This is a genomic window from Sulfurimonas sp. HSL-3221 (genome assembly GCF_021044585.1).
Taxonomy (GTDB): Bacteria; Campylobacterota; Campylobacteria; order Campylobacterales; family Sulfurimonadaceae; genus Thiomicrolovo; species Thiomicrolovo sulfuroxydans.
Window position 1 is genome coordinate 2,028,072 of sequence record NZ_CP087998.1, and the last position, 19,687, is coordinate 2,047,758.

General features: G+C 58.7%; 15 protein-coding genes and 1 other RNA gene. 3 read left to right on the forward strand and 13 right to left on the reverse strand.

All coding sequences use genetic code 11. The features are described 5' to 3' along the window. Window positions 1-15: 15 nt before the first annotated feature. The 7 genes from pyrH to LOH54_RS10465 form a co-directional block, all read right to left on the reverse strand. Window positions 16-729: a UMP kinase gene (gene pyrH / locus LOH54_RS10435; protein ID WP_231019004.1), complete on the reverse strand. Its 714-nt coding sequence runs from the start codon at window positions 727-729 to the stop codon at window positions 16-18. 164 nt (window positions 730-893) lie between these two features. Beyond that, a complete protein-coding gene (locus tag LOH54_RS10440) occupies window positions 894-1,895 on the reverse strand; it encodes a dihydroorotate dehydrogenase-like protein (RefSeq protein ID WP_231019005.1) in 1,002 nt (333 codons plus the stop codon). Then, window positions 1,886-5,455 carry a pyruvate:ferredoxin (flavodoxin) oxidoreductase gene (gene nifJ / locus LOH54_RS10445; protein WP_231019006.1) on the reverse strand — a complete coding sequence of 1,190 codons (3,570 nt, stop codon included), beginning with the start codon at window positions 5,453-5,455 and terminating at the stop codon, window positions 1,886-1,888. The genes LOH54_RS10440 and nifJ overlap by 10 nt, the downstream gene beginning before the upstream one ends. Before the next feature lie 140 nt (window positions 5,456-5,595). Continuing rightward, entirely contained in the window at window positions 5,596-6,555 is a 960-nt protein-coding gene (locus tag LOH54_RS10450; protein WP_231019007.1) for a 6-phosphofructokinase, read from the reverse strand. Between the two features lie 12 nt (window positions 6,556-6,567). Further along, entirely contained in the window at window positions 6,568-7,287 is a 720-nt protein-coding gene (locus LOH54_RS10455; protein ID WP_231019009.1) for an ATP-binding protein, read from the reverse strand. Between the two features lie 9 nt (window positions 7,288-7,296). Further along, a complete protein-coding gene (gap, locus tag LOH54_RS10460; protein ID WP_231019011.1) occupies window positions 7,297-8,292 on the reverse strand; it encodes a type I glyceraldehyde-3-phosphate dehydrogenase in 996 nt (331 codons plus the stop codon). A gap of 84 nt (window positions 8,293-8,376) precedes the next feature. Beyond that, the gene (locus LOH54_RS10465) at window positions 8,377-10,131 is read right to left on the reverse strand and encodes an alkaline phosphatase D family protein (RefSeq protein WP_231019012.1); all 1,755 of its coding nucleotides are present in this window, start codon (window positions 10,129-10,131) and stop codon (window positions 8,377-8,379) included. A gap of 159 nt (window positions 10,132-10,290) precedes the next feature. Here LOH54_RS10465 and LOH54_RS10470 point away from each other — a divergent pair, with 159 nt between their 5' ends. Continuing rightward, complete coding sequence (locus LOH54_RS10470; protein WP_231019013.1) at window positions 10,291-10,908, forward strand: HD-GYP domain-containing protein; 618 nt, start codon at window positions 10,291-10,293, stop codon at window positions 10,906-10,908. Window positions 10,909-10,919: 11 nt separating this feature from the next. Here LOH54_RS10470 and ssrA read toward each other — a convergent pair. The 6 genes from ssrA to lptM form a co-directional block, all read right to left on the reverse strand. Continuing rightward, window positions 10,920-11,287, reverse strand: a transfer-messenger RNA (tmRNA) gene (gene ssrA / locus LOH54_RS10475). A gap of 81 nt (window positions 11,288-11,368) precedes the next feature. Continuing rightward, a complete protein-coding gene (locus LOH54_RS10480) occupies window positions 11,369-12,643 on the reverse strand; it encodes an OmpA family protein (protein WP_231019014.1) in 1,275 nt (424 codons plus the stop codon). Between the two features lie 195 nt (window positions 12,644-12,838). After that, window positions 12,839-14,389 carry a glutamine-hydrolyzing GMP synthase gene (gene guaA / locus LOH54_RS10485; protein WP_231019015.1) on the reverse strand — a complete coding sequence of 517 codons (1,551 nt, stop codon included), beginning with the start codon at window positions 14,387-14,389 and terminating at the stop codon, window positions 12,839-12,841. 126 nt (window positions 14,390-14,515) lie between these two features. Further along, entirely contained in the window at window positions 14,516-15,823 is a 1,308-nt protein-coding gene (gene nhaD, locus LOH54_RS10490; RefSeq protein ID WP_231019016.1) for a sodium:proton antiporter NhaD, read from the reverse strand. A 49-nt stretch (window positions 15,824-15,872) separates the two neighbouring features. Then, window positions 15,873-17,312 carry an L-aspartate oxidase gene (nadB, locus tag LOH54_RS10495; RefSeq protein WP_231019017.1) on the reverse strand — a complete coding sequence of 480 codons (1,440 nt, stop codon included), beginning with the start codon at window positions 17,310-17,312 and terminating at the stop codon, window positions 15,873-15,875. After that, entirely contained in the window at window positions 17,312-17,419 is a 108-nt protein-coding gene (gene lptM / locus LOH54_RS12950) for an LPS translocon maturation chaperone LptM (RefSeq protein ID WP_416768554.1), read from the reverse strand. Before lptM ends, nadB begins: the two co-directional genes overlap by 1 nt. Here lptM and LOH54_RS10500 point away from each other — a divergent pair. After that, entirely contained in the window at window positions 17,402-17,866 is a 465-nt protein-coding gene (locus tag LOH54_RS10500; RefSeq protein WP_231019019.1) for a hypothetical protein, read from the forward strand. The two genes, lptM and LOH54_RS10500, sit on opposite strands and share 18 nt — an antisense overlap. Next, window positions 17,838-19,634, forward strand: a complete 1,797-nt coding sequence (uvrC, locus tag LOH54_RS10505; protein WP_231019020.1) for an excinuclease ABC subunit UvrC — start codon at window positions 17,838-17,840, stop codon at window positions 19,632-19,634. The genes LOH54_RS10500 and uvrC overlap by 29 nt, the downstream gene beginning before the upstream one ends. Window positions 19,635-19,687: the final 53 nt, after the last annotated feature.

Here is a 19,687-nt window from a genome sequence, read left to right on the forward strand (position 1 = left end):
CCTTTGGTAAGTTGCTTACTGCTGTACGATGGAGCAGTTGGTGTAATCGCCGCCGATGATCTCAAGCAGGTTCCCCGGCTTGAACATGTCGCAGACGATAATCGGCAGTTTGTTGTCCTTGGCCAGCGCGATGGACGTATCGTCCATGACCTTGATGTGGTCGTGCAGCGCCTGATCATACGAAAGGACGTCCAGTTTGACGGCATCAGCGAATTTGTTCGGGTCCCTGTCGTAGACGCCGTCGACCTTCGTCGCCTTGATTATGACGTCAGCCCCGATTTCGACCGCCCGCAGCGTCGCGGCGGTATCGGTCGTAAAGAAGGGGTTCCCCGTGCCCGCCGCGAAGATCACGACGCGTCCCTTTTCCAGATGACGGACGGCACGGCGCTGGATGTAGGGCTCGGCGATCTGTTCCATTTTGATCGCCGTCTGCACCCGCACTTTCAATCCGGCGTGTTCGCACGCCTCCTGCATCGCCACGGCGTTGATCACCGTCGCGAGCATCCCCATGTAGTCCCCGGCCGTACGGCGGATGATCCCGTCCTGCGCCGCCGTCACGCCGCGGATGATATTGCCGCCGCCGATGACGAGACCGACCTGGATCCCCGCGTCGACGAGGTTCTTGATCTCCTGGGAGATGTAATTGAGGATCTGGGTGTCGATCCCGTGACCGGCTTCACCGGCCAGTGCTTCACCTGAAAACTTTACCAACACCCGTTTTTGACCCATCAAACACGCTCCTCTCTCACACCGGCGGCGCCTGTTCCGCACAAAAAGTGTCTTTATAAAATCCCGCAATTATATTTTACAGTCGCTTTAAAGGAGCTTTAAGAAAAGCAAACCCCCGCCGCACGGGGGGATAAAAGTTTCATTAGGAAGCAGCAGGGACGCCGTTAAAACCACAATTCGTCGCCGTGGCGCAGCAGATCGACGTAGTTTGCCCGTTCCAGGGCCGAAGGGTTGGGGGCCTTGGCGTAGCTGATGGCGCCGCGCATCTGATCGAACGATTCATACTCGTGCTCCGTCATCCAGCGTTCGGCTGCCTCAAGCATCACGGCGGCATGGGCTTCCCCACGTTCATGGAAGACCGTCGCGGCCGCCACCGTATTCGCCCCGGCCATAACGGCCTTGACGATATCGCTCCCTTCGGTCACCCCGCCCCCGGCGCAGAACTGCAAAGCGCTCTGGCCGTAACAGACGGCGACGGCGCGCAGGGCTGCGGCAAAATCGGCCGGGGAGCTTTTGGAGAGTGTGCGTGTCCACTCCAGCGCCTCCAGGTCGATATCGCTCTGGTAGAAGCGGTTAAAGAGCACGGCGGCCGTCGCCCCCGCCTCCTCCGCCGCCTTGAGAAAATGGGGCAGCGCGGTAAACGCTGGCGCCAGTTTGACGGCGAACGGCAGGGTCGTCTCCCGCCGGACGGAGGCGATCGCCTCAAGGTAATGTGCTTCGACCTGCTCCGCGGACGTCCATGCCCTGTTCGCCGGGTAATAGAGGTTCAGCTCCAGTGCGTCCGCGCCCGCGTCTTCGAGCATCTTGGCATAGGTCGTCCATCCGCCGGTACTGACCCCGTTGAGGCTCGTGATCACGGGGATGTCCAGGGCCGTTTTCAGCGCGCGGAGCCGCCCCAGGTAGTTTTCCATCTCGTAATTCTCAAACGCTCCCTCGGGAAAAAAGCTCAGCGCTTCGGAGAAGGCATCCCTGCCGTGAAAGAGCATATGATCGACCTCATGCAGCTCCGCGTTGATCTGCTCTTCGAAAAGCGAATGCATCACGATGGCCGCCGCGCCGTGGTCCTCAAGGGCGCGGCAGCGGTCGGTATGCTGGCTCATCGGCGACGCCGAAACAATCAGGGGGCTTTTGAGGGTCAGTCCGAGGTATTCGATACTCATTTGCATACGATCTCCTTGCTAAAGGTCAGGTTCCCGCTGTCGGCGAGGTCGCGGTAGCGTATCCAGTCCCGCTGTGCCTTCTGCGTTGCCGCGTCCAGGAAGCCTTCTGCGCGTTCCGCATTCATCTTCAGCACCATCTTGAAACGGGCTTCGTTGTACATATAGCTCTTGACCGGCGCCTTGGGCTCCTTGTAATCGAGGGAGAAGGGGTTCTCGTCGCTGCCGATCTTCTCGGGGTTGTAGCGCATCAGCGGCCACAGCCCGCTCTCCACGGCGAGCTTCTGCTGCTGCATGCCGTAGCGCAGGTCATACCCGTGGGCGATACAGTGGCTGTAAGCGATGATGATGGAGACTCCTTCGTAGGCTTCGGCCTCCACGAAGGCCTTGAGCGTCTGCGCGTCGTTGGCGCCCATCGCCACCCGGGCGACGTAGACGTTGCCGTAGCTGAGCGCATGCAGCGCCAGGTCCTTCGCGTCGGCGGGTTTCCCCCCGGCCGAGAACTTCGCCACCGCCCCGACCGGCGTCGCCTTGGAGGTCTGGCCGCCCGTATTGGAGTAGACCTGGGTATCCATGACAAGGATATTGATGTTGCGTCCCGAAGCGAGTACGTGGTCCAGGCCGCCGTAGCCGATATCGTAGGCCCAGCCGTCGCCCCCCATTGCCCAGACGGATTTCCGGATCAGGTAGGAGCTCACCCCCTCCAGCAGCCGCGCCTCCTCCCGGTCGATGCCGGCGAGTTTCGCCTCGAGGGCCTTGACGTTCGCACGCTGGCGGGCGATCTCTGCTTCCGTTTTCTGCGCATTGCCTATCAGCGCATCGGCAAGGTCAGCCCCGACCTCATTGCGCAGGGCTTCGAGCAGCTCCCGGGCGAAAAGCGACTGTTTGTCGATGCTCGCGCGCATCCCCAGACCGAACTCCGCGTTGTCCTCGAAGAGGGAGTTGGACCAGGCCGTCCCCTGCCCCTGCGCGTTCTTCGCCCAGGGGGTCGTCGGAAGGTTCCCGCCGTAGATGGAGGAGCAGCCCGTCGCGTTGGCAACGATCATCCGGTCGCCGAAGAGCTGGGAAGCGAGTTTGACATAGGGGGTCTCCCCGCAGCCCGGACAGGCACCCGAGAACTCGAAGAGCGGCTGCAGTAGCTGCGCCTCTTTGACCTTGGTGCGATCAAGCCGGCTGCGGTCGACCTCGGGCAGGGAGAGAAAGTAGTCCCACTCCGCCACCGCCGCGTCGTGGATCGGCTCGATCGGCGCCATGTTGATCGCTTTTTTGGAGAGATCGGACTTGTTCTTGGCCGGGCACATCTCGACACAGAGCGAACACCCTGTACAATCCTCGACGGAGACTTTGATGGTGAACTGTTCGTTCGGTTCGAAGGTTTTCGACTTCACCTTGACGGCGCTGAAGCCTTCAGGGGCGTCGGAGAGCAGTGCTTCATCGAAGACCTTGGCACGGATAACGGCGTGGGGACATACCTCCATGCATTTGCCGCACTGGATACAGACATCCGGGTCCCAGACCGGGGCATCCAGGGCGATCTCGCGTTTCTCATACTTGGTCGTTCCCAGCGGCCAGGTGCCGTCTGCGGGGATGGCGCTGACCGGGACGCTGTCGCCTTCGAAGGCCTCCAGCTTCGCCGTGACGTTCTCTAAGAACGGGTCGGCGACGTCGAGTTTGTAGACGGGCAGCAGGTCCGCCCCGGAGCCGACCGCGTCAGGCACGGCGATCTCGTGCAGGTTCTCGATCGCCTTGTCAACCCCGCAAAAGTTCATCCGCACGATCATCTCGCCCTTTTTGCCGTAGGTCTTCTCGATGCTCTCCTTGATCTTCGCGATCGCCTGTTCCGGCGGGATGACACCGGCGATATGAAAGAAGCAGGTCTGCATGATCGTATTGATCCGCCGCCCCAGGCCGCACCCCTTGGCGACTTCGTAGGCGTTGACGGTGTAGAGCTTCAGCCCCTTCTCGATGATCCGTTCCTGGGCGATCCGCGGCAGGCGCGTCCACACCTCGTCGGCGTCGTAGGGTGCATTGATGAGCACCTTCGCCCCCGGCTTCGCCTGTTTGAGGATATCGTACTTGAGAATAAAGACGAACTGGTGCACCCCGACGAAATCCGCCGTGTCAATGAGGTAGGTCGATTGGATCGGTTCCGGGGAGAAGCGCAGGTGCGAGGTCGTCATGGAGCCGGATTTCTTCGAATCGTAGACGAAGTAGCCCTGCACATGCCGCCCCTCCTCCCCGATGATCTTGATGGAGTTCTTGTTCGCACCGACGGTCCCGTCGCTGCCCAGGCCGTAAAAGAGCGCCTGCGTCACCCCCTCGCCCGGCGTCTCGAAGGGAGCGATATCGAGGGAGAGGTGGGTCACGTCGTCGGTGATACCGACGGTGAAGCGCGGTTTCGGCTCCGCCTTTTTCAATTCGTCGAAGACCGCCTTGACCATGGCCGGCGTGAACTCCTTGGACGAGAGCCCGTAGCGCCCGCCGATCATGCGGGGCATGGACTTGCACCGTCCCTGGGCGAAGGCTTCGGCGTAGGCGTGCATCACGTCCGCGGAGAGCGGTTCCGCGTAGGCGCCCGGCTCCTTCGTGCGGTCAAGGACGGCGATTGCCTCGACGCTTTTGGGAATCGCTTCGAGCAGGCGCTCGGCATCGAAAGGACGGAAAAGGCGGACGATCAGCACCCCCGTTTCATACCCGAGTGTATTGAGCGCATCCACCGTCTCTCTCACCGTCTTCGCACCCGAAGTCATCAGCACGATCAACTTTTTCGGGTTGGGGCAGCCGTGGTATTCGTAAAGGCGGTACTGCCGCCCTGTCAATGCCGCAAAACGGTCCATCTGCTCCTGGACGATGCCGGGGAAGGCGTCATAATAGCGGTTGACGCTCTCGCGCCCCTGGAAGTAGACGTCGGGGTTCTGGCTCGTCCCCCGCAGGACCGGGGCTTCTGGGTCCAGGGCACGGGCCTTGTGGGCGTTGACCAGCTCGGTCGGGATCATCGCTTTGAGCACCGTATCGTCGAGGGTTTCGACGTTCATCAGCTCGTGCGACGTCCTGAAACCGTCAAAGAAGTGCAGCACGGGTAGCCGACCCTCCAAAGATGCCGCCTGGGCGATCAGAGCAAAATCCTGCGCCTCTTGGGCATCGCACGAGGCAAGCATCGCAAACCCCGTCGGGCGGCACTGCATGACGTCAGTATGGTCCCCAAAGATGGAGAGCGCCTGCGCCGCCAGCGAACGGGCCGCGACGTGGAAAACGGTCGGGGTGAGCTCCCCGGCGATCTTGTGCATGTTCGGGATCATCAGCAGCAGCCCCTGCGAGGCCGTGAAGGTCGTTGTCAGCGCCCCGGCCTGCAGTGCACCGTGAACCGCGCCGCTCGCGCCCCCCTCGCTCTGCATCTCCATAACGTCCGGCACCGTACCGAAGATGTTTTTCTCCCCGTTCTCCGCGTACTCGTCGGAATGCTCCCCCATGGGGGATGAGGGGGTGATGGGATAGATGGCGATCACCTCGTTGGTTTTGAATGCAACACGCGCAACCGCTTCGTTGGCGTCCATGACGATCCGTGACATACCCGGCTCCTTATAGTGATTCATTGACTCATTTGGAGTCATTGTACTCCGACGCACTATAGACAACGATTAAAAAAAACGGTTTGCAACCGAATGGAGATATTCGGGGTGCGAAACCCCGGAAAAAAGCGCTGCGGCGTTCAGTCGATCAGGTTGATAGTGGAGAGCAGTTCGCTGTCGATCGTGTAGGAGTGGGAGACGACGTCGTCGATCTCCATAAGGCCGTAGGCACCGTCGCGGTAGTAGACGACCTTGTTGGCATCGCGGGAGTGCAGGAGGTGGTCGATGGCATGAATAACGAACTCAAAGGCCATCAGCCTGTCGGTCACCGTCGGATTCCCCCCGCGCTGGATATGCCCGAGGATGCTCACCCTTGTTTCCAGGCCGATGGTCGACTCCAGCCACTCGGCGATCTCGGCAGTCTTCCCCGTTCCCTCGGCGACCACGGCCAGAATGTAACCGCGCCCCCCGGCCACCTCTTCAAGCAGTTTCTTCTCCGCCACTTTGATGTTGAAATCGGCTTCGGGAATGATGCAGATCTCCGCCCCGCTGGAGATGGCCGAAACCACGGCGAGGTAGCCGCACTCCCGGCCCATCACCTCGACGACGAAGGCGCGGTTGAAGGTCGACGCCGTGTCGCGGATCTTATCCAGGGCGTCGCGGATAACGTTGAGCGCCGTATCGACACCGAGACAGTAGTCCGTGCCGTAGATGTCGTTATCGATCGTCGTCGGGATCCCTACGAAATTGAGAGGAAACTCCTCGCTGAAACGCTGCATCGCGCGGAAAGAGCCGTCCCCGCCCAGCACGACAAGGCCTGTAATATCGTACTTTTTGAGGTTCTCGAAGGCCTGTTTGCGGTATTCGTATTCGAAAAAGCGTTTGGAGCGTGAAGAGCGGATAATGGCGCCGCCGCGGTGCAGGATCCCGGCAACGTCGCTGTGGGAGGCTTCAGTGATCTCGCCGTCGATCATTCCCTCCAGGCCGTGGTGGATGAAGTAGTGCTTCTGACCGCGCTTGAAGGCGTAATCGACGAACTTCTTGATCGCGGGGTTCATTCCGGGCGCATCGCCGCCCGAACACATGATGGCCAGTGCCATGTGCGCTCCTTTTTATTCGTCGACGGTGACGACGTCGCTCCGGATATCGTTGAACAGCAGGGTCTTGTGGTTCATGCGGCGCTGATAGTAGAACTGGTTTCGCTTCATGTTCTTGAGCTCGGAGGTGTTGTAGTAGTTCGCGTTGGAACAGCGTCCGAGGAAGAGGAAGGTAAAGAGCAGCTTGAGCTGGGCGTTCTCGAAGATCTCGTGGGGCTGCGACAGGAAAGTGAGCCCGTATTTTTTCATGTTGATCATGTTGAAAATGTACATAAGGAAGTCTTCGAACTTCGTGTAAAAGCCGCCGAGCTGCGCAATCTCATGGAAAAAATAGTAGTAGTTGTCCAGCAGCTCCTGCTTGGAGATGGTCTGCGAGAGACGGCTTTTGACATCCCGCTTGTTTGAGAAATAGGTCGGGTTCACGGCGAGGTAGATGTGCTTGCCGGCCTTGACCGCTTCGTCGAACGCCGCGTCGAAGGCATCGCTCTCTTCAAACTGCATGTAGAAGAAGTGCTCGTCTTTGTAGCGCGCCTCAACCTCATCGATGGCAGGATCCGAGAAGTCCATGTAGAGCGTCGAAATACCGCTGGCGATCACGAACTCGCGGATCTTCGAGGCGAGGTTTGTCTTGCCTGATCCCTCCTCGCCGAGAATCAGCGTATTCTTGTCAAGAATATCGTCGGAGAGTTTCAGTGACGCGATGCTGCTGTTGCAGTGACCGATAATGCTTTTCATCCGCGCTCCTCAGTGCTCGCCGACGAACTTGGCCATGTCCATCAGACGCTCGGTGTAACCCCACTCGTTGTCGTACCATGCCAGGACCTTGACGACCGTACCGTCGATGACGCTCAGCATATCCGGGACGAAGGTGCAGCTGTAGGAGGAACCGACGAAGTCGCTGGAGACGCGCTTGTCGTGGTCGACCTCGACACGGCCAGCATACTCGCCCGCCGCGGCGGCTTCGAAGGCGGCAATCACCTCCTCTTTCGTTGTCGCTTTTTTCAGGTTGACCGTCAGGTCGACGACGGAAACATCCGTCGTCGGGACACGCATGGCGTAGCCGTTAAGCTTGCCCTGAAGATGCGGCATGACCAGGCCGATCGCCTTGGCGGCACCCGTTGTCGTCGGGATCATATTGACCGCCGCCGCGCGGGCACGGCGCATATCTTTTTTATGCTTGACGTCAAGCAGATTCTGGTCGTTCGTATAGGAGTGGATCGTCGTCATCAGACCGTTCTCGATCCCGAACGTGTCATCAAGGATCTTCGTCACCGGCGCCAGGGCGTTGGTCGTACAGCTGGCATTTGAGATGACCGCTTCGCCCTTGTAGCTGTCGGTATTGATCCCGATGACGTATGTCGGGGTATCGTCCTTCGCCGGTGCGGACATGACGACCTTTTTCACGCTGCCCTTGAGATGCTTGGAGGCGGTTTCCGTCGTCAGGAAAACGCCGGTACACTCGACGACGACTTCCGCGCCCGCTTTGCTGAAGTCCAGAGACTCGGGGTCGCGTTCGCTGAACATCATGACCGGTTTGCCTCCGACCTCGATGGTATTTTCATCGATCACTTTCGTATCGATTCCCGCGTGAACGGAGTCGTATTTCAGCAGGTACTCCAGCATATCCGGTTTGGCGGTCGTATTGATTGCCACCAGTTCCATATCGTCGCGTTGCGCCGCGATCTTGATCGCGATCAGGCCGATCCGTCCCGTTCCGTTTACCGCTACTTTGATTGCCATAATAATTTCCTCGTAGGATAATTTATGCCGCCATTATAGTAGAAATGGTGTATAGATTAGGTTACATCTCTGTACAAAATCCGCTCACAGCGCCGTGACGTCCTTCATGACGGGCGTGCCGTCACCGACTTCAAAACGCCTGATCGTCTCAGCGGTTGCCGATGTTTCACGGATCGTCGCAACGGCTCTGAAAGAGACCGTTACCCGTTCGGCGCTTACTTCGGCAACCGCATAACCATGCTGATGGGAGTTGAAATAGCCGATATGCGGGTTGGGAATGCGCATCGCCTCCTCAACTCCTTCCGGCCCCATCTGTTCAATAAGCGGCTGCAGCAGTGCACTGAGCGTACTGTCACCCGAGACACTGCTGGCAAGGCCCAGTCCCAGCTCGTAGAGGTTCGACGAGGTAACGGAGGTCCCGACAAACTCCGGTGCGATGATTTCGGCCAGCGGGTTGTTGAAGTCTTTGGTCAGATGCCCTGTAATATAACTGTGGATATCCCCCGTCAGCGCAACGAAATTCTGCAGCGTCCCCTCGGCCTTGTAGACGGCGACGGCATCAATGATCTCCTGCCGCTCCGCCTGAAATCCGTCCCACTGGTCCAGGTTGAAATAGCTATCAAGCAGCCCGGCTATGCCGGTGAGTTTCATCTGCATTAGCGTCACCTCGTTCCCCCAGAAAACCCAGCGTCTCCCCGAACGGCGTACCGTATCGAGGAACCAGCGCTTCTGTTCGCTGCCGAGCATCGTCCGTCCCGGGTCGGCAATGGCATCGCATCCCGGGGTCACATAGCGCTCGCCGTACTCCCCCTCCCCGCAGGGATGGGCCGAGCGGTAAAGACGCTGGTCCGTCAGCACGAGTTCCATCAGTTCGCCGAAACGGAACGTGCGGTAGACGCGGATGTTGAACGGGGTGGGGCTCTGTGCATCGTACCAGACGTCGACGGGCTGGTTGGCGAACCAGGCGAGGTTTGCCGCCAGACGAAGGTTGAACAGCCCTTCGGCATTCCCGTCGGCGGTATAGTTGTGGTCGGGGGCATGGTCGCCGTCGTAGCAGTCGTTGGCGAACTCGTGGTCATCCCAGATCGTGATAAACGTAAACCGTTCGTGGACCCGTTGCAGCTTCTCGTCGCTGCGATAGGTATTGTACAGGTGGTAATAGTCCGCCAGATCCTGGGCATAAAGCGCGCCGCTGGGCAGCGCGATCGTCCGAACAAGGTTATTTTGATAAGAGGGGTCGCCGACGGCTTCGTAGATGTAATCGCCCAGCCAGAGGACACAGTCAATCTCCTCCTGCACAAGATGGTCGTAGGCCGTATAGTAACCGTTGGTATAGTCCTGGCAACTCAAAAAGGCAAAGCGTACCGATGCCACTCCCGTGTCCGGCAGGGTCTTGAAACGTCCCGTCCGGGAGGCCGTCTGCGCATAGACAAAGCGGTAATAATACGTTGTTGCCGGGAGCAGAAGGTCGGAAGCCACTTTGAGCTTTACCGTATGGTTGAGCTCCGCCGGGTTAACAACGGCACTGCCGTGCAAAAGCACGTTTTCAAAAGCCTCGTCCGATGCGATCTCGTAGCCGACCGGCAGAGTGCTGTCCGTGATCACATCAGGAGAGACGCGTGTCCACAGGACAACGCCGTTCGTCGCCGGATCGCCGGATGCGACGCTTTGGGGAAAAACCGTTTCACTCATATTTTCCGGGTCGAATCCGAGCAACGTGCCGTCCGGCTCTGTTGCGCTCCCCGTCGTCGTGCTGTCGCCGCATCCTGCCATCGTCGTTGCGGCCGCCCCGGCCGCTGCCAGCGCCGAAAAATGCTTCAGAAAGCCCCGTCTGTCCATGTCGTACCTCCAGCAAAAATCGCCGGATGATACCTTCGGGCGGTTACCGCGACATTACGCAACGGCGACCGTCCGATTCCATCGACTTTATCTTCTGCTACAATGGTTCCCAAACGATCTCTTGCCCGCAGGAAACTACTGCGCATGCAAAGGGGAACCATGAACCTTTTCGAATCCCTCCACGCCCAGCCGTGCAGCATCAAGGGGCTGCGCGAAAGCCTTCGGCAGCGCCATATCCAGACCCACGAGCACTGCGAACGGGTCGTCCTGCTCGCAGACGCCTTCGGCCGTGCCTGTGCCCTCTCCCCGGACGAGCAGGTCCAGCTGCTCTACAGCGCCATGTTCCATGATATCGGCAAAATCGGCATACCCGACAGCATCCTCCTGCACCCGGACGCCCTGGGGCCCGAACAGCGCAAAACGATGCAGCAGCACTCCACCATGGGCGAAGCGATCGTCCGGTTGATGCAGCTGCCTCAGGGCGACAGGATTGCCGACTATGTGCGATACCACCACGAGCACTTTGACGGCAGCGGATACCCCGACGGGCTTGCAGGCGAGGCGATCCCACGCATCGCCCGGATGCTCTCTATCCTCGACAGCTACGACGCCCTGCGCGAAACGCGCCCCTACCGCGCGGCCATGCAGCACAACGATGCCATTGAGATTATGCAAAGCGAAAACGGTACCAAGCACGATCCGGCATTGCTGACAATTTTTTTGCAGCTCGATGCGATGGATATTGTTGAAAAACAGTATGGTGAAAATGAAAAGTAATTGTGAAAGATTGGTGGAGCTGTGGAGAATCGAACTCCAGTCCGAAAACAAGCTACCTGCGGCGTCTACATGCTTAGAGAGGTTGTTTGGTTTAACCGGGCTTCACACAACCTGCAAAGCTAGACCAGGCGAGTCTCGAAGTTCTTCTGCAGATGAGACAAGCTGCAGATATATCTGGAGAAGGGTGATACTTCAAAATCCTTCCTATCCAGAGTCGGAAGGCGAAGCAGTCCTAAAGGTTAGTTAAAACTTACGCTACAGCGTAAGCAGGACGATAATTTGTATTGTTTGCAGTTATGCAATCTGAGCCGTATAACGGGATGCTCAGCCCGGCATGCAACCGTAGGCGACCTGCTCCCGTCGAAACCAGGTCAGCCCCGTGTTTAAGTAAACATTCAATTATACCATAATTCCGGAGACGCCGGAGAAAACGGCGCACCGGCAGGTGTGAAGCGGCTCCTTATTTCAGCAGCCAGACTTCGATGCGGCGGTTTGCCGCGCGGCCCTCTTTGGTACCGTTGTCGGCGATCGGCTGGGACTCGCCCTTGCCTTCGGCGATGATACGGTCTTCGGAAATACCGTTGGCGATCAGGAGTGTTCTGACGCTGTTCGCACGCGCTTCGGAAAGCCCCTGGTTGTACTTGTCGCTGCCGCGGCTGTCCGTATGGCCGAGGATCTTCACATTGTATGCAGGGCTCTCTTTCAGGAACTCTGCGAATTCAACGACTTTGCCTTCGGACTCTTTTGCGATGACGGCAGAAGCCGTCTCATAGCGGATCTTCAGGGTCTTGACGACCGGGCAGCCGACCATATCAACCTTGAACCCTTCCGGCGTGTTCGGACAGTTGTCTTTCAGGTCACTGACGCCGTCGCCGTCGCTGTCCACTGCACATCCAAGCTCATCTACGCTTGCACCTTTCGGGGTACCGGGGCATTTGTCGGAAGCATCGACCACACCGTCATGGTCGCTGTCAAGCTGACATCCCATCGCATCGACCGTCGCGCCTGCAGGGGTCTCCGGGCACTTGTCCGCCCCGTCGACCACGCCGTCGTTGTCGCTGTCGAGTGCACATCCGTTCGCATCAACGCTCACGCCGGCTGCCGTGCCGGGACATTTGTCCGCGTCATCTGCAACCCCGTCGTTGTCGCTGTCCGCCGGTGCCGCAGCGACCTCAGGTGCCGGTTCCGGTGCGGGCTCGGCCGCCGGTTCGGAAGCGCCGAAAGCAACATTCACACCGGCAAGAACTGCCAGGTTGTTATCCCAGCGGTCGTCATTGTATTTCAGCATATAGAGCGCTTCGAGTTTCAGTGCAACCTCTTCGGCGATCGGGAACTTAAACCCGAGGCCGGCATCGGCCATCACGCTGTCTTCATTGTCATACTTCAGCTTGGTCATGTTTTCATACCCCAGACCGGCTTTCATATAGGGGATCGCCGTCCCGAGCGGACCGTATTCGTGAACACCGTTGAGCATAACACGGGTGATCGTCGTCTGGCCGCCTGCTTTTTTGTAGACGACATCCGGCGAATAGAGCAGCTCAAGCTCGGGCTTGATACTCTCAAAAATCGCATTGAACTGGACCGCTGCACCGATCGTCCCCTGCTTGTTCATCTCCAGATTACCTTCCGGGATCACTCCACCGACTATCGCCGTCACTTCATAATCTCCTGCTGAAGCCGTTGATGCCAGTACCGCAGCAGTGACCGCAGACATGAAAAAGCCTAGTTTGCGCATTGTTTCTCCTTTAATTTATAACGAAATTTCCCCTCACTTCATGGGAAGTACGTCATTTTGCTGCATTATAGCACGTCAAAATCTCATACTTAATGACAAAAACAAAAAAATTGATAGCAATTTGATACAAAGAGGAAACAAAAGGAGGAGAGATAAGGATTGCTGATACGGGAGCACCGCCCTAAGGGGCGCTGCTTACTCCCACTCGATTGTTGCAGGCGGCTTGGAGCTGATGTCGTAGACGACGCGGTTGATCCCGTCGACTTCGTTGATGATGCGGCGGCTGATGCGCTCGAGCAGGTCGTGCGGGAGGTGCGCGAAGGTCGCCGTCATCCCGTCGACCGCCTCGACGACGCGGACACAGACGGTATTGTCGTAGGTACGGTTGTCGCCCATGACCCCGACGCTCTTGACGTTTAGCAGCACGGCAAACGCCTGCCATGTGCGGGTGTAGTAACCGCTCGCCTTGAGCTCGTCGAGCAGAATGACATCCGCTTCACGCAGCAGGTTGAGGTCAGGCTTGTTGACGTCGCCCATGATACGGATCGCCAGACCCGGTCCTGGGAAGGGGTGGCGGTTGATCATCGATTCGGGGAGCCCCAGTTCGCGGCCGAGCTTGCGGACTTCATCCTTGAAAAGTTCGCGAAGCGGCTCGATCAGCTCAAAATCCATCCAGTCCGGCAGGCCGCCGACATTGTGGTGGGATTTGATCGTCTCGGAAGGTCCTTTGACGGAGACGGATTCGATGACGTCGGGGTAGAGGGTACCCTGGGCCAGGAACTTGATGCCGGAGTGCTTCTTCGCTTCGGCTTCGAAGACCTCGATGAAAGTGTGTCCGATCGTCTTGCGTTTCGTCTCCGGGTCGGTGACGTTCGCCAGGCGCTCCAGGAAGAGCTCGGAAGCGTCCGCCACGACGAGGGGGACTTTCAGGTTGACCTTGAAGACCTCCTCGACCTGTTCGCGCTCGCCCTTGCGCAGCAGCCCGTTGTCGACGAAGACGGGGATCAACTGGTCGCCGATTGCTTCGTACAGCAGCGCCGCGACGACAGAGGAGTCTACCCCGCCGGAGAGCCCGCAGAGGACCTTGCCGTCACCGACCTGCTCTTTGATCTTCGCGATCTGTTCTTTGAGGAAGTGACCCATATCCCACTTCTCGGTCACGCCGCAGATCTTGCGGGCAAAGTTGCGCAGCATGAGGTACCCCTCTTCGCTGTGCTGGACTTCCGGGTGGTACTGCATAGCGTAGACGCGCTTCTCCTCGTTCGCGATCGCCGCGAAGGGGGAGTTGTCGGAGTGGGCGATCGGGGCAAAGCCCTCCGGGAGAACATCAACACGGTCACTGTGGCTCATCCAGACGACACGGCCGTTCTCGCATGATTCGAACAGCGGGGAGACGTTGCCGTGCTCCTCGTTGATATAGAGCTCCGCCTTGCCGTATTCGTGGTGATCGGAGCGGATGACCGAACCGCCGAAGTCGACGGCGATACGCTGCATCCCGTAACAGATACCCATCACGGGGAGGCCGAGGTCGTAGATCGCCTTGTCCACTTCATAGGCGTCTTCGTCGTACACCGAAGCCGGGCCGCCGCTGAGGATGATCCCTTTGGGATTTTTCGCGGTGATCTCTTCGACCTTGGTGAAGTAGGGAACGATTTCACAGTAGATGCGTTCCTCGCGCAGGCGGCGTGCAATAAGCTGCGTATACTGCGATCCGAAATCCAGTACGATAATGCTGACGTCTTTCACGGTAAGACCTTTATGAATGGTTGATTGATAATGAAAGGATAGCTTAAAAGGGGTTAGATTTGGGTTAGTGTCGGGCGGTGCGCCGGAGGGGTGTTCCGCCCCGGCAGGCAACGCCGAAAGAGGCGCCTAGTAGAGGCCGAGGATCTCAAACTGGATGTACCAGAGCAGCAGCGAGAGGAGATAGCCCGCCAGGATCGTCCAGGCATATTTCATATGCGCGCCGAAGGTGTAGATCCCGCGCAGACGCCCCATGACGCCGACGCCGGCTGCGGATCCGAAACTGATCAGGCTTCCGCCTATTCCCGCCGTCATGGTCACGAGCATCCACTGGTCCAGCCCCATCTCCGGGCTCGCTTTGAGGATCGCGCTCATGACCGGGACGTTGTCGACGATCGCCGAGAGGAAGCCGACGCCGATGTTCGACGCCGTCGCACCGATCACCCCGTAGAGATCGTGGATGTAGTTGAGAAAACCGACATAGTGCAGCGCACCGACGGCGGAGAGGATTCCGAAGAAGAAGAGCAGCGTATCGTTCTCGATCTTCTGCATATTGACGAAGATATCGAACGAATCGCGCTTCTGCTTCGTCAGGCGGAAAGAGTAGAGCTTGAGCAGCGCCAGACCGAAGACCATGCCCCACATCGCCGGGAAGTGGAAGAACTGGTGTCCCAGGACCGCGATGACGATCGTTGCAGCGCCCAGGTAAACAACCGTCATCCCGCCGTCGCGCATCTGCGGTGCCGCTTCGCTGCTCGCGTCAAACGCCGGTGCACCCGCCGGAACGAAACGGGCCAGCAGCCATGCCGTCAGGACCCAGCCGCCGATGGAGGGGACGAAGAGGAAAAGGAAGTCGATAAATTCGCCCTTCTGCGCCGTCCACGCCATCAGCGTTGTGATATCCCCAAAGGGGCTCCAGGCACCACCGGCGTTGGCCGCCACGACGATATTGATCGCCCCCGGTACGAGGAACTTGTGGTTGTCACGGTCGATCGTGAAGAGTACCGTCGAAAGGATCAGCGCCGTGGTGAGGTTGTCGGCTACCGGCGAAATGAAGAAAGCCAGCAGGCCCGTCAGCCAGAAAAGTTTCTTGTAGCTGTATCCCTTGGAGACGAGCTTGTATTTCAAGACGTCAAAAACGCCCCGTTCGATCAGGGTCTCGATGAAAGTCATCGCCACGAACAGGAAGAAGAATATCTCCGCGATCTCCTCGATCAGCGTGCGCATCTCCTCGTGCAGCGGGTCCGGAGAGAGCCCGTTGAGCGCATAATAGATCCCGATCAGCATAAACGAGAACGTCCCGATGAACAGCGCCGGCTTGGCCTTGTTCAACTCATATTTTTCTTCCGTTGCAATAAAATAATAGCCGATGATAAAGACGGCCAGCACGGCGATCCCGACCCACGTCGAGGTCAGGTCAAGCATGGTATCATGCATATAAAACTCCCAATTGAAATATATTTCACACCTCCAACGGTGTCATGACTCAGTTTTCGCGGTAATGGACCCCGACCGATTCTTCCCTGGCCAGGGCGGCGCGGACGATCTCGTGCGCCGTCAACAAGCGCAATCTCAGCATCCGGCCGATCGGGGAAGCAAGCATGGCGTCGAGCGTGGCCAGTGCTTCCTGGAGCCCTTCTGTCGTCCGGACAATGGAAACGAATTTCCACATTATACGGCGCAGCTGCTCCTTTTTCTCTTTGTCCCCCTCGACAAACAGGGGCTCATCTCCCGGGGCGAAAGGGGTGGAACAGCGGCTCCCCGCTTCGCTCAGCAGCGCCGCGGTCGCGCGTTTGGCGAAGACCAGCCCCTCCAGCAGCGAGTTGCTGGCCAGACGGTTGGCGCCGTGGACCCCCGTCGACGCCGCTTCACCAATGGCGTAAAGGCCCTTGATACCGGCAACGTGGCCCTCCAGGTCCGTCTTGATCCCGCCGATGGCGTAGTGAAACGCCGGGGAGACCGGCACCCGGTCTTTGGGGACGTCAAAGCCCATATCCCGCAGGTTGGCGCTGATATTGGGGAAGCGTTTGTGGAAATAGGCCGGATCGAACTCCCGGAAGGAGAGGTAGATCTGCTTTTTCGTCTTGCGGCGGTAGTCGAAAAGCGCCCGGCTGACGATGTCGCGGGGGGCAAGTTCGCCCCGGGGGTCGTAATCGAAGAGGAAACGGTAACCGTCTTCATCCTCGACCTGCGCCCCCTCGCCGCGCAGCGCTTCGCTGAGCAGCTGCTTCTGCACGGACTGGTTGCCGAGGTAGACCGTCGGGTGGAACTGCATCATCTCCATATTTTCGAGGGCGATCCCCTTTTCGACACAGATGCCCTGGATGTCTCCGCTGATGCTGTAGGCGTTCGTGTGAAAACGGTAGAGCGAACCCACCCCGCCGCTGGCGAGGATCACCTGGTGCGCGAGGATCACTTTGCGCTCGCCCTTGTAAACGACCTCGACCCCGCAGATCTGCCCCTCCTCGATGAGAAAATCGATGACGGTGGCGTTGGCCAGCATGGGGTGGGGGTTGTTCAGCAGCAGGAAATGGTGGAGGTGCCGACCCGTCGCATCGCCGCCCGCATGCAGGATCCGGTCGGCGGAGTGCGCCGCCTCTTTGGTATAGAGCAGACGCCCGTTCTCCCCCGTATCGAACTTGAAACCGCGTGCCATCAGGTCACGGACCACGGTCTGCGAGGTTTCGCTCAGCACCCGGACCGCCTCCTCGTTGCACATGCCCGCACCCGCTTCGAGGGTGTCTTTGATATGAATGGGGATGTCGGCGTCGTTGCGCGCCGTCGTCACGCCGCCCTGGGCGTAATAGGTGTTGCACTCCCAGGGGCGGGTCTTGTTGATCAGAAGCACTTTTTTGTCGGTGGGAATGTTCAGCGCGGCGTAGAGTCCGGCGACCCCGGCACCGATGATGAGGACGTCATACTGCATCAGCGCACCTTTTGCGGGGCTTCGTAGTAGGGATTACCTTTGTAGCCGCATCCAGAAAGGCTTAACAGGCAAACCGCTATAATCATCATATGAAAAATGCTTCGCATATTCTCGCTTCGCTGCGGCAAAAGCCGTCGTTTTCAAAATTGGCGCACTTCGAGTGCATCCGCCGCATCCAGGGGCTTTTTCCCCCGCATCTGCAGCGGCTGGTGCGGTACGGCTATTTTCACAACAAAATACTCTATTTTGTCCTTAGCCATCCGGGCGCCAAACAGGAGTTCGATAATATCATTGCATCGATTAAAGCCCCTTTAAAACTCTATACGCCGCCGGAGTGCCGGGAGCACCTGCCCGAGGACATCCGCGCCTTCGTCACCCACCGCATCGAAGCGGCAAAAAGCGAAGACAAGGGGATGATACGCGACAGCGAAACCCACTACACCGAACGCTCGGAAGGCGCCTTCGGCAACGAAGCCCACCACCCCGAACTGCACCGTCTCATCGAACGGATCAGAGAACACATCCATGCTCGAACAGATTCAGAACCTGCCTGACCGTCCCGGCGTCTACCACTACTACGACGCCGGCGGCCACCTGCTCTACGTCGGCAAGGCCAAGAGCCTGAAGAAAAGGGTGAAGAGCTATTTCCGCTTTACCCCCGTGCTAGCCCCCAACCCGACCCTCTCCCCCCGCATCCGCAAGATGCTCGGCGAAACCGTTTCACTGAACTATATCGTCGTCGAAAGCGAACACGACGCCCTGATCCTGGAAAACTCTCTGATCAAGCAGCTCAAGCCCAAATACAACATCCTGCTGCGCGACGACAAGACCTACCCCTATATCTACATCGATCGCGCCCTCCCCTTCCCCCGTTTCGAGATCACGCGCAAAGTCATTACCGGCAGTCGTATCGAATATTTCGGCCCCTATTCCGTCGGGGCGCGGGACATCCTCGACTCTCTCTACGACCTCGTACCGCTCGTGCAGAAGCAGAGCTGCCTCGGCGGGGGGAAGACCTGCCTTTTCTACCAGATGAAACAGTGCCTCGGCCCCTGCGAAGGACTGGTGACGCCGGAGGCTTACGCCGCCCTTATCGACGAGGCCAAGAGCCTTATCGATTCCAAACGGAAACTGCTCTCCCGCCTGGAGGCGCGGATGGCTTTTTACGCCGAATCGCTTCGCTTCGAAGAGGCGGCGAAACTGCGCGACCGGATCGAACGGATCGAGCGCAGCGAACAGCTCTCCAAGATTGACCTGGCCAACGCCGCGGACTACGATATCTTTGCCGTCGCCCACAACGACAAATATGCCGCCATCGTCCGCCTCTTCATGCGACGGGGCAAGATCGTCTCCTCCGCGTTCGACACGATCCGCATTAATGCGCTTTTCGACCCCGGCGAACTCTATGAACGTACCCTGCTGGAGTTCTACGTCCATGACCAGCCCCCCATCGTCGCCCCCATCCTCGTTGCGGATGATTTCGATACCCGCGAGTGGGTCGCATCGGCGCTCTCAAAACACCTGGGGCGCAAAGTACAGATCCATGTCCCCCAGCGCGGCGAAAAACGCAAAGTGATCGATACCGCGCGCCTCAATGCCGAGGAGCTGCTCCAGAAGCAGCGGCATACGGGGGCCGAACGGACCGCGGAAGCCCTGCAGGAGCTCTGCGGACTCTCCGCCTTCCCCGAACGCGTCGAGGTCTTCGACAACTCCCACCTCGCCGGGGTCGCGCCCGTCGGTGCCATGATCGTGGCCGAAAAGGGGACGTTCCTCAAAAAGGCCTACCGCCACTACCACCTCGACTCACGGGACGAGTACGCCCAGATGCGCGAAATGCTGACCCGCCGGATCGAGGGTTTCGGCGCCAACCCGCCGCCGGACCTCTGGATCATCGACGGAGGGCGCACCCTGCTGCTGCTGGCGACGGACCTTCTCGCCTCCGCCGGGGTCAACCTCGATGTCATCGCTGTCAGCAAGGAAAAAATCGATGCCAAAGCACACCGCGCGAAAGGCAAAGCCGCCGACCTGATCCATACGTTTGAGGAGACCCTGAGACTCCCGACGACCGACCCCCGTCTGCACTGGGTACAGCGGCTGCGGGATGAAGCCCACCGCTTTGCTATCACCTTTCACAAAAAGCAACGAGAAAAGGAGGCAAAAAGTTCAAATCTCCTGCAACTGAAGGGCATTTCCGAGGCCAAGGTCAAAAAACTTCTCAACCATTTCGGTACCTTTGAAGCCGTTTATGCAGCCCCCGAAGAGGAACTCGCCGCCCTCCTCAACATTGCTGATGCAAAAAAGATCAAAAACAGTTATCGATAAGTTGCATTTTGCGGTTAATATGCTATATTTATCCAGACACAAATTAAAACAAG

Coding starts and splice junctions, on each gene's coding strand:
- nhaD (WP_231019016.1), bottom strand. CDS start 15,823: ATGCATGATACCATGCTTGACCTGACCTCGACGTGGGTCGGGATCGCC.
- pyrH (WP_231019004.1), bottom strand. CDS start 729: ATGGGTCAAAAACGGGTGTTGGTAAAGTTTTCAGGTGAAGCACTGGCC.
- LOH54_RS10500 (WP_231019019.1), top strand. CDS start 17,402: ATGAAAAATGCTTCGCATATTCTCGCTTCGCTGCGGCAAAAGCCGTCG.
- nadB (WP_231019017.1), bottom strand. CDS start 17,312: ATGCAGTATGACGTCCTCATCATCGGTGCCGGGGTCGCCGGACTCTAC.
- LOH54_RS10455 (WP_231019009.1), bottom strand. CDS start 7,287: ATGAAAAGCATTATCGGTCACTGCAACAGCAGCATCGCGTCACTGAAA.
- LOH54_RS10450 (WP_231019007.1), bottom strand. CDS start 6,555: ATGGCACTGGCCATCATGTGTTCGGGCGGCGATGCGCCCGGAATGAAC.
- LOH54_RS10480 (WP_231019014.1), bottom strand. CDS start 12,643: ATGCGCAAACTAGGCTTTTTCATGTCTGCGGTCACTGCTGCGGTACTG.
- lptM (WP_416768554.1), bottom strand. CDS start 17,419: ATGCGAAGCATTTTTCATATGATGATTATAGCGGTTTGCCTGTTAAGC.
- nifJ (WP_231019006.1), bottom strand. CDS start 5,455: ATGTCACGGATCGTCATGGACGCCAACGAAGCGGTTGCGCGTGTTGCA.
- LOH54_RS10465 (WP_231019012.1), bottom strand. CDS start 10,131: ATGGACAGACGGGGCTTTCTGAAGCATTTTTCGGCGCTGGCAGCGGCC.
- LOH54_RS10470 (WP_231019013.1), top strand. CDS start 10,291: ATGAACCTTTTCGAATCCCTCCACGCCCAGCCGTGCAGCATCAAGGGG.
- uvrC (WP_231019020.1), top strand. CDS start 17,838: ATGCTCGAACAGATTCAGAACCTGCCTGACCGTCCCGGCGTCTACCAC.
- gap (WP_231019011.1), bottom strand. CDS start 8,292: ATGGCAATCAAAGTAGCGGTAAACGGAACGGGACGGATCGGCCTGATC.
- LOH54_RS10440 (WP_231019005.1), bottom strand. CDS start 1,895: ATGCAAATGAGTATCGAATACCTCGGACTGACCCTCAAAAGCCCCCTG.